The organism is Pseudomonadota bacterium, from assembly GCA_016927275.1.
Lineage (GTDB): Bacteria > UBA10199 > UBA10199 > 2-02-FULL-44-16 > JAAZCA01 > JAFGMW01.
In genome coordinates this window covers 1-10,141 of the sequence record JAFGMW010000081.1, presented here as the reverse complement: position 1 = coordinate 10,141, position 10,141 = coordinate 1, and the positions used below count along the sequence as shown (strand labels likewise).

Annotated in this window: 9 protein-coding genes; 3 read left to right on the top strand and 6 right to left on the bottom strand. The window is 64.8% G+C overall.

The features are described from left to right. The first annotated feature begins 209 nt into the window (after positions 1-209). Positions 210-803, top strand: a complete 594-nt coding sequence (locus tag JXA24_05525) for a ribonuclease H-like domain-containing protein (GenBank protein MBN1283218.1) — start codon at positions 210-212, stop codon at positions 801-803. Positions 804-813: 10 nt separating this feature from the next. Beyond that, complete coding sequence (locus JXA24_05520) at positions 814-3,015, top strand: fused MFS/spermidine synthase (GenBank protein ID MBN1283217.1); 2,202 nt, start codon at positions 814-816, stop codon at positions 3,013-3,015. Here the strand turns inward: JXA24_05520 and amrB are convergent. Genes amrB through JXA24_05490 form a run of 6 tightly spaced genes read right to left on the bottom strand, consistent with a single transcriptional unit; the run spans position 3,012 to position 8,300 of the window. Then, a complete protein-coding gene (gene amrB, locus JXA24_05515) occupies positions 3,012-4,466 on the bottom strand; it encodes an AmmeMemoRadiSam system protein B (protein ID MBN1283216.1) in 1,455 nt (484 codons plus the stop codon). The two genes, JXA24_05520 and amrB, sit on opposite strands and share 4 nt — an antisense overlap. Before the next feature lie 9 nt (positions 4,467-4,475). Then, positions 4,476-4,634, bottom strand: a complete 159-nt coding sequence (locus tag JXA24_05510) for a hypothetical protein (protein ID MBN1283215.1) — start codon at positions 4,632-4,634, stop codon at positions 4,476-4,478. Between the two features lie 3 nt (positions 4,635-4,637). Further along, positions 4,638-5,615 carry an AmmeMemoRadiSam system radical SAM enzyme gene (gene amrS / locus JXA24_05505; protein MBN1283214.1) on the bottom strand — a complete coding sequence of 326 codons (978 nt, stop codon included), beginning with the start codon at positions 5,613-5,615 and terminating at the stop codon, positions 4,638-4,640. Further along, on the bottom strand, positions 5,612-5,857 hold the full coding sequence (locus tag JXA24_05500) for a hypothetical protein (protein ID MBN1283213.1): 246 nt from the start codon (positions 5,855-5,857) through the stop codon (positions 5,612-5,614). The genes amrS and JXA24_05500 overlap by 4 nt, the downstream gene beginning before the upstream one ends. Continuing rightward, positions 5,850-7,061, bottom strand: a complete 1,212-nt coding sequence (locus JXA24_05495; protein ID MBN1283212.1) for a 4Fe-4S binding protein — start codon at positions 7,059-7,061, stop codon at positions 5,850-5,852. Before JXA24_05495 ends, JXA24_05500 begins: the two co-directional genes overlap by 8 nt. Positions 7,062-7,100: 39 nt before the next feature. Continuing rightward, entirely contained in the window at positions 7,101-8,300 is a 1,200-nt protein-coding gene (locus JXA24_05490; protein ID MBN1283211.1) for a hypothetical protein, read from the bottom strand. A 278-nt stretch (positions 8,301-8,578) separates the two neighbouring features. Here JXA24_05490 and JXA24_05485 point away from each other — a divergent pair, with 278 nt between their 5' ends. Then, complete coding sequence (locus JXA24_05485) at positions 8,579-9,955, top strand: FAD-binding oxidoreductase (protein ID MBN1283210.1); 1,377 nt, start codon at positions 8,579-8,581, stop codon at positions 9,953-9,955. Positions 9,956-10,141: the final 186 nt, after the last annotated feature.

Sequence of the window (10,141 nt, the reverse complement as noted above, 5' to 3'; positions counted from 1 at the left end):
CTCGCTCGAAGTCGCAGTTTTGACTCGCAGTTTGAATGAGGAGGGTCCGCGGCCCGCGAGACAGCGAAAGGGGAGCCGCTGGAGGCCTCGCTCCGAAACGGACAACCTCGACGAGGCGGCTCGTTCCGTCTGATGAGCTTAAAATTTGTCGGTGCCGAAAGCGGCACTTAGGTGTTTGACTTGGGGGAGGGCTGTGATAGAGCGGCGGCATGGGAAAGAACATCGTGGTGTTCGACATAGAGACCAAGGACGCGTTCGGCGACGTGGGGGGCAGGGAGTGGCTCCAGAGGCTCGAGATATCGGTGCTGGGCGCCTTCGACTACTCGACCGGCGAATACGCGGTCTACGAGGAGGGCGAGCTCGCCGCGTTTGCGGAGAGGCTGTCGATGCGGCCGCTGCTCGTGGGGTTCAACAGCCGGCGGTTCGACACCCCGATCCTGCAGAGGTACATGCCCTTCGATGTCTCGAGGCTCGCCCAGCTCGACATAATGGAGGAGATGGCCAAGGCGCTGGGCCACAGGGTCGGCCTCGACAGCGTGGCCAGGGCGACGCTCGGCGCGGGCAAGAGCGGCTCGGGCCTTGAGGCGATCAGGCTGTGGCGCGAGGGGATGATCGAGGAGCTCAAGCGCTACTGCCTCGACGACGTGAGGATCACGAGGGAGGTCTTCGAGTACGGCGCAAAAAACGGGGAGCTCCTCTATGTCCCCAAGTTCGGCAACTCGCCCGGCAGGGTGAAGGTCGCATGGGAGCTGGAGCACCCTGAGGAGCGGTCGGGCCGGCCGGAGCAGCAGTCTCTCTTTTGATCAAACCACAATGCCCTCTCTCGACAGAATAAGGCTGAACATCCTGTTCGCTGCGATGGGCGCGGTCGCCGTTGCGGCTCAGATCGTCACCATGCGACGCCTCGTCGTGGTCTTCGGCGGCAACGAGCTTGTGACCGGCGGCGTCTTCGCAGGGTGGCTCGGCTTCTCCTGCATGGGGGCCGCGGCGACTGGCCGCCTGGCCCGCAGGTGGGGCGACTTCGATCTCTCGGCCGCATTCTCGCTCTTTCTTCTTGCGGCCTCGATCCCCCTCACCGTGGCGCTGTCCTATCTGATCAAGCCCGCTCTCGGGATCCCTGCGCCGGTGATGGTGGGGCCGCAGACGGCGCTCGCCCTCTCGGCGGCGCTCATGGCGCCGACAGGCCTCATCATAGGCGCCTCTTTCACGCTCTGCGCCAGGCTCGCAGGGGAGAGGGACATGTCGAGCGTGCCCAGGGTCTACCTCATGGACGCCATAGGCGCCGGCGCCGGCGGCCTCGCGGTCTCGCTCTTCGCGGTGAGGATGCTCACATCGTTCCAGATCTCCATAGTCGCAGCCTCCTTCATGGCGGCCGCGGTCGGGGTCTGCTTCCTGAGGATGAGGATAAAGCTTGCGGCGATGGCGCTCATCCTCTGCCTTGCGGCGGCGATGGCGTTCTCGAGGCCGATCCAGAAGTCGTTTGCTGAGGAGCTCTGGAGGGGGTTCAATCCGGCCGTTGAGATGGAGTCGCTGCTCGCCTCTCTCATGGTCACCGACAACAGGGGGGAGCGGACCCTCTTCGTGGACGGGGTGCCGTCGTTCACCCTGCCGGCCGACTACACCTACGAGAGCATCGCGACCCTGCCGCTCTTGCAGCACGGACGGGCCGAAGACATCCTCATGATAGAGGGCGGCCTCTACGGGACGGCGGCGCAGTGGAGCAAGTGGCCCCTCGGGAGCGCGCAGTTTCTGAGGCTCGATCCCGACGTGACGTACCTCGAGGAGAACGCCATGCCCTCGGAGCGCGGCGGCGTCCCGACGTGGGTCACGCTGCGCCACGGCGACGGCAGGCGCTTCGTGGCGAAGGGCGAGTTCGGCTCGTGCAGCGGCCCCTGTTTCGACGTCATCACGGTCAACGTCGGCAACCCCGACACCGCGGCCAGCGACCGATACTTCACGCGCGAGTTCTTCGGCGAGGCAAAGGCGGCGCTGAGGGAGGGCGGCGTGCTCGGCGTATGGATGCTGGAGCCGCAGAACGCGATCGGCAGCGAGGCGCTGGAGCTGCTGGGGGGCCTCTACGCCACGCTCAGGAGCTCGTTCAGGAAAGTGGCCATCGTCCCGCTGGACCGTTTCTACTTCTTCGCCACGGACGAAGGGGCGGTCACCGAAAGCGTCGGCGAGCTGATGGCCAGGCTCAAGAGGAGCGGCGTCGACTCCCCCTATGTCGCGGAGCAGCTCCTGCCCGGGGTCTCGCAGGAGAGGGTGGATTCTTTCGCGGCGCAGATCGCGGCCGCGGCAGATGCGGCGCCGGTCAACACGGACTCCAGGCCCAGGGCCTACTTCAACGGCATGATCCTCTGGGAGAAGCGCTTCGGCTCCGGGTCCTCGTGGTTCGCATCGATGGCGCAGGCGGCAAGGCCCTGGGTGGGGGGCGCGGCGCTGCTCATCCTGATGGCCGCATCCGCCGCGTGGTCCAGGGTCGCGAGAAGGGGGGTCGGCGCGACCTGGGCGCTCGCCGCGGTCGGCTTCTCATCGATGTCCTACGGGATCGCGCTGCTCATCCATTGCCAGATGGTCATGGGGGTCATGCTCGTGCGCCTGGGCTTCATCATCACGGCGTTCATGGCCGGCGCGGGCCTCGGCGCCTGGGCGGGTCTCGCCGCGCGGAGTGGGAGGGGCGCATCCCGCGCCACGCTCGTCGTATCGCTCCTCTGCGCGGCGGCGTGGGCGCTGCTCATGCTCTCGACTTCGAGGGTGAGCTTCATCGCGTCGAACCTCGTGATGGGCGCGATCTGCGGATTCGTCTATCAGGCGGCCGCCTCCGTAGTGTTTGCGGGCAGGGGCGAGGCGGCGTCGACCGCAGGCGCGGTCCAAGGCGCGGACCTCGCGGGCGCGGTCGCAGGCTCGCTGACCACGGGGCTGCTGGTGATACCGGTGCTGGGGACCGCCTCCGCGGCGGCCATGGCCTCGATCGCGCTGTGCGCCGCGGCCTTCATGGCGCTGATCGATCCCTAATCGGAGCGCTCCTCGAACACGATCGCCTGGAACCTGTAGAGCTTCGCGCGCTTCCACGCGTCGCGCGGCAGCCCCGCCTTGGTCGATATGCCCTCGAGGTACTGCGCCTTGTCCCACCCCTGCTCGGCAGGCACCTGCGGCAGCAGCACACCCCTCGCGAATCCCTGCTCTATGATCAGGCCGTCGGTGCCGACCCTCACCGCCATGGGGTCGGGGAGCGGCTCGGGCGGGGTGAGCACCGATATCTCTATGGAGATATCCTTGAGCTCATCCCTTTTCACCGGCGGGAACCTTGGGTCCCCGGTGGCGGCCGATATCGCCATCTCCTGCACGGTCCTGTCGAGAGGGCCGCGCGCCGTGATCGTGCCGATGCACCCTCGGAGCCGCCCGTTCTTTCTCAGCGTGACGAACGCCGCGCCGTCCTCTGCGAGCGCCGGATCGCCGGGCAACGGGGGCAGCGGCTTCCCCGAGAGGTGCGCCTCGATCGTCCTTCGCGCGAGCGAGAGGAGCGCTTCCTCCTGCGGCATGCCCATGGACCGCGGGGCCGTGACCGCGATCGATGCGTAGCCCACGACACGGGAGCGGTCGCCCGTCGCGTCGCCGGAGTTGGCGTACTCGAGCAGCTCGAGCGAGGCCCCCCGCATCTCCGCGATCCTCTTCATGATGTAGACCGGGCTCGACCCGCAGAGCTGCGCCTTCCCAACCTCCGCTGCGGCGAGGAATTCGCCGGGAGACTTGTCGCATATGATGCCGACCGTGGCGCTGTCCAGCCGCTGCGCCTTCTCGTAGTCGTGGAAGTGCGAGAGGTCGCTCGACGCAACGAATATGGTGGACCGATCGCCCAGCTCCTTCTCGAGCGCCTCCGCGATCGCGTCCAGCCTTTTCTTCCCGGCCTGCCCCACGATGATCGGCACAAGTTTGAACTCGCCGAGCGCGACCTGCAAAAACGGGAGTTCGACCTCGAGGGAGTGCTCCGTCGAAAATGCCCCGGCGTCCTCCTCGGCCCACGGGTGTTTCCCGGAGAGGGCATCGACCGCCTCCCTGTCTATCGGGATGTCGCCGAGTGGAGTGCGGTAGCTGCTGAAGGGGGAGAGCGCCGCCCCGGCGACGTGCGCGCGGTGGGAAGGGGCGATCACCACCGCCCGCGTGAATCCCCTGCCGGCCAGCTGCCTGAAGGCCGCGGCCGCTACGCGACCCGAGTACCGGTAGCCCGCGTGGGGCGCGATGATCCCGATCAGCTCGCCGTCCAGCGCCTTGACGGGCGCCATGTCGATCATCCCCTTCACCATGCTGCGCAGCGACTTCGCGTCGGCGGGGTAGAACGTGCCGGCCACCACCGGCTGCTGCACCGATTTAGCGGCATCGGCGTCGCCGGTCTTTTTGCACGAGGCCTGCGCAGAGGTGAGAGTCAAGGCCGCCAGCGCAAGGGCCGCCGCACACAGCCTGTTCATAATCCCTCCTTATCCGGCCAGCCGGTCGCCGCGCGTCCAGAACATGGCCCTGGCGGGCTGAGCGGCGAAGCGCCTGCAGAGGCTGAGCAGAGCGCCGAGCCTTGCGAGGAGCAGAGATGCCATCCCCGCGAGGAGCGCGATCCCGAAACGCCTGCGCGTGATCTCCATGCGTCACCTCCATACGCCCGGTATCCGATGGGAGCACTTCGGGCACCTTCCGTCCACGAGTTTCACGTCCGGCCTCTGGTACCCCCTCCTGACCACCACCGTCTCCCCGCATCCGGGGCAGCGCGTGTTTTGAAACTCGCTGGAGGGCACGTTGCCCACGTAGACGTAGCGCATGCCCATCCGCATGGCGGCCCGCGCGGCGTCGTAGAGCGTCTCTATAGGGGTTGGGTAGAGGTTTGCGAGCTTGTACATGGGGAAGAAGCGCGAGAAGTGCAGCGGCACGTCCGGGCCGCAGTTGGCCAGCACCCAGCCGATGAGCCTCTCGGTGTCCTCCCTTGAGTCGTTGAGGGTGGGCACGATGAGATGCGTCAGCTCCAGGTGCATCCCCTCCTCGAGCGCTATCCTTATGTAGTCCTGCACGGGGGCGAGCTCCGCCATGACGTATTTCCTGTAGAACTCCGCGTCGCCCTTCAGGTCCACGTTGGCCGCGTCGGCGTACTTCGCGAGCCTGCGGAGCGGCTTCTCGTTGAGCAGCCCCGCCGTTACCATCACGTTCTTTATCCCTTCGCCCCTGGCTATTTTCGACGTGTCGCAGGCATACTCGTAGAATATGTTTGGATCGGTGTACGTATATGAGATCGACTTGGAACCGGTGCGCTTCGCACCCCGCACTACCTCCGCGGGCGGCATCTCCTCGCTCCTCACGTCCTCGGGGTTCGCCTGGCTTATCTCCCAGTTCTGGCAGAAGACGCAGTGGCCGTTGCAGCCCGCCGTGGCGATCGAGAACGACCGCGATCCAGGCAGGAAATGATACAGGGGCTTCTTCTCGATCGGGTCCACGTGCACGGCGCAGGGCCTGCCGTAGACCAGGCTCACGAGCTCGCCGTCGAGATTGTAGCGCACCCTGCAGTCGCCGCGCTCTCCGGGCCTCAGCCTGCAGAAGCGGAAGCAGAGCTCGCATCTCACGGTCTTTGTGCTCAATCGCCACCCCCTTCCGGGGGCGGGGCCTCGGGGCCCCAGAAGAGGGCGGGCTCCCTTGAGAGCTCTCCGCTCTCGATCATTCGCTCTATCCTGGACGGCGCCTTCGCGGCAGGCGGCGCAAGCTCGGGGATGGCCGGCAGCCGGGGGGGGCCGGACCGCTGAAGGAGGGACCAGGCGGTGATGCCCAGCACTAGTCCGACCAGCAGCGCGAAGAGCGCGTTGTGAATCCTTGCGTTAGCCATGCGCTCTCCGGCGCAGCGACTTCGCCGCATGCCTTATCTTCCCGCCGAGCTCGGCGACCAGGTCCACGACCAGCCCTGTGGGGCAGAGGAAGCGGCACCATATCCTCCGCACGAGCAGCGCTGCCATGAGGACGACGCCCGCCTGGACCAGTGTCACTGCGCCGGGGTATCTCATGAACAGGGTCGCGAACGGCTCTATGGATCGGAAGGCGTCGTCGCCCGCGACCGCGATCGCATAGATCGCGAGGATCGCGACTATCCAGCGCAGCCACCTCATGTTTCGCTCGAGGCGCCGACCGGGGCGGACCTTTCTGCGCGAGAGCCACGCCGCCCCTTCCTGCAGGGCCCCGAAGGGGCAGACGTATGCGCAGTAGAGGTTGCCGCGCAGGAGCGCCGCCGCGAACGCGAATGCCATGAGTATCACGAGCGGGAGGTTGTGTCTCAAGGCAAGGCCGAACGACCGCAGGTCCACTATGCCGCCTATGGTGATCGGCGCGTTGAGCCAGAGGCCCACGATCGCCACCGACGCGGCCATCGCGAGCCACCGAAGCCGCCTCCGCGACGGCATGGCCGCGCAAAGGCCGGCGAGCGCGACGACCAAAAGCGCCCCCAGGCCGCCGAGCCAGTCGGTCTGCCTCATGACCCCTAAGGACGCCCCGGGGGTGCGGCCGCTCCTCACATAATCGTGTACCGCCTTTGCCGCGCTCCGCACGTCGTCGATTATCGCGCGCGACGATATGGTGGCGCCGGTTACCGCCTCGATGTCGGAGAATTCGTCGCCGGCCGTCCTGCCGAGGAACTTTCTGAGCAGGCCGGATTCAACGATCCTTTGAACATAATCGGCGGTTTCCCTGTGTCCGATTATCTTCGCGCCGGTTATTTTTCCGTCCCAGTCCATGCCCACGAGCACGTCCAGCTCGCCGCTGTAGCCCATGACCTGCGGCGGGATCGAGCTGGTAACGAAGGCGAGCCCGACCGCCCGGCCATGCCCGTCCTGCATCTCGTAGTAGTCGATCGCGCCGGGCCTGCGCTCGTATCCGGCGGAGCCCGGCACCGACTGTTTGAGGTCGTCCGGAGATGGGATCGTGGCCGAGCGCGCCGTGGGCGAGGCAAGGACCGCGCATGCGGCGCAGAGGACGATGAAAATCCTGCGCATCACAGGATCCATGCGCAGGAATATGCGCGAGCCCCTCAGGCCTGTCAAGCGGGCCTTGAGCGGGCGCGGGAGAGACAGCGGCCTGTTCTACTGCGCGTTGCGATTGATGTCGTACTGCTCGGCGGGCTGAACGAACTCCCTTTTCTCAGATTCGTTTTTCATCAGGGCGTCCGACTGGGCCGGCACCGCCCTCGCTTCTCCCGTGTTCTGCATGAGTTCCTGACCCGCCGACTCCTTGAGCTGCTGAGTTTCGCTCCTCAGATTCAGCGAGTCTCTGGCCTCGGCATACGACTGGATGAACATTACGAATTCGTCATACTCCATGTTGGCCAGGGCGGCGCTCATCACGACTTTTTCACCGTCGAAGGCCGCCGCGCTGATCGCAGGCGTCATGAAGGCGAGCGCGCCGGCGCAGGTCAGATTTTTCGAGTCCACGCTGTTGAAATACGCGGAGAGCTGCGGGAGCGCCCTGAAGGGACTGAAGGTCCGGTTCATGAGCAGGCTCTCCGCGAGGGCCGCCTTCGCCGAGAAGAAGAGGAGCGCAGGCTCGAAGAGCTTCTTCTGTGACATGAAGAGGTTCGACTGCGCATGGGCGGAGAGCTTTGCCTTCGCGACCAGATCCTTGGAGCCGAACGCCACTATGTTGGAAGCTATCTGGGCTGCGAAGAGGCTGTCCGAAAGCTTGAATATGAGGTTTTCATCCGCCTCCACCGGCGTCTTGAAGTTGGCCTTGAGGTCAAAGCCGGCCTTGAAGACATTGATGCCCAGCATGCTTACGCAGGACGCCGGCTTCCACATCGCGACAGGGGCGGCGCCGATCGGCGGCATTTCGCATGAGAAGCAGGCGTTGTCCGCCAGCGACACGAACACCTTGGCGTCCAGGTTGAGATTCAGCTTGTCGAGGGCGTTTTGTATCATCGGTTCGTACAGCTGCATGACAGAGGCGTCCATGCTCAACTGCTCGAGCATGGAGGCGTCGATCGAGAAGGCCACCGACGATCCGTCGGGCATGTAGGCGCCGCAATCGGGCAGATCGTCTCCCGATGAATCGCCGCCTTCCCCTTCGCCCACGTCGGGCGTCTGTGACGGTATGAGTATGCCGACCGGCCCGGGCGGCACGAAGCTGTGCCCCCCCGCCATGGTGTCGTCATAGGGCTCGGCCTCAGAGACCTGGGCCTCCACCCCCTCCTCATCGCCGAACTGTATCGCGCCCCCGCATCCCTTCTGCCCCTGGACGAAGGGCATCGCCAGGGCAAGCATCAGCAGAATTATCAGATGTTTCTTCATAAAAGGTCCTCCCCTGTTATTGGACTATGATGATAATAGAGCAAATCGCGTGCCGTCCGGCCTGCCTGTAACTGATTGAATTATAATATATATTTTGTATATATCGTTATTGAAATGATAAAAGACCCTTGTCCGTCAAAGATTTGGCGCATTCTGAAACATTTTTGGCTTCCAATGAGGGGCTCGATGGGGTTAGCCACTCGTTTATGTCCTGGGACAGGGGTTTGATAAAGGCGGTCCCTGCGAATGGCCCGATCATCGGTCCGGAAGACGACCGCATGGAGAGCTTTCGCGAGGACACGATGATGCGCGGCTCGCCGGACGGGCTGCTCGTCGCGCGCGACGAGGCGGAGATCGCCGACGCGCTCGCCTTCTGCAACGCGGGCGGCGTGCCGGTCACGTTCTGCGCGTCGCAGACCTCCATGACCGGCGCATCGGTCGCGACGGAGGGGCTTCTGATATCGACCGAGAAGATAGAAGGAGTGGTCGACATGGGGCCGAGGGGCGGCTCGCCGGTCGCGGTCGTGAGGACAGGCACTGTGACGGCTGAGCTGCAGGCCGAAGTCGAGAAGGCCGGTTTCTTCTTCCCGGTCGCGCCTACTTCGCGCGACGACTGCCGCATCGGCGGCAACATCGCGACCAACGCGACCGGCGAGGACTCGTACAAGTACGGCCCTGTCCGCGGCTATGTGAAGAGGCTCGAGATAATACTCCCCGACGGCTCCAGAAGGACGATGGAGCGCAAAGGGGGTGCGACCGTCTCCATGGAGCAAAATCGCGGCGGCTACACGACCGGGTGGAGCGACCCGATCGACCTGATCATCGGCTCCGAGGGGACGCTGGCCTATGTCTCCGATGTTGAGCTGTCTCTCATGCCTGGGCCTCCGCCTCGGTTCTTCTCCGCGCTCGTGCCGCTGGAGTCGAACGCCATGGCGCTGGATCTGGTCCTCGCCCTGTCATCCGGCGAGGCAGGCCTCGCGCCAAGGGTGCTGGAGCTCATAGACACGAGCGCGCTCGCCCTCATGAAGACGGCGCAGGGGTTTCCCGACATCCCTGATTCGATCGGAGCGTTCATCTACGTGAAGCAGGAGTACAAAGACGAGGCCGAACGGGACAGGTTTCTCGAGCGCTGGTATGAGGCCATGATCCCCTTCTCAGGGCAGGGACTGATCGATCACCTGATCGTGGGGCTCTCCCGCGAGGAGCAGGAGCGGATCAGGCTCTGGAGGCACCGCATACCGGAGGCTGCAAACGAGTGGGGGCGAGGGTATTGGCCCGACGGCGGCGGCAAGATCGGCAGCGACTGGTGGGTGCCGATGCCGAGGCTTCGCGAGATGATGGCCTATTTCTACGAGGCGGCGGAGTCCACCGGCCTTCCGTACATGGGCTACGCCCACATAGGGGCGGGCCATCCGCACACGAATTTCCTCGCAAGGGATCCCCGCGAAAAGGAGACAGCGCACATGGCCCTGATCGCCTGCTGCAGAAAGGCGGTCGAACTCGGCGGCGGCGTGGCGGGCGAGCACGGCCTCGGAAAACTGCACACGGACCTGCTGCCCATCCAGCACGACGCTGCGACGATAGAGATGATGAAGGCGTGGAAGCGCGAATACGACCCCAACTGGATCCTCGGCCGCGGCACGATATTCTCCTGATACAGCTTCTGATACAGCTTCGGGTGGCGGCGGATCGGGGGGCAATAAATGAAATTCCAAATCCCAAGCACCAATTACCAAATAAGCACCAATTACCATGCACCAAATTCCAAACAAAACCATTTGATCATTGGGATTTGGTGCTTGGAATTTATTTGGAATTTGGGATTTGGTGCTTGGAATTTG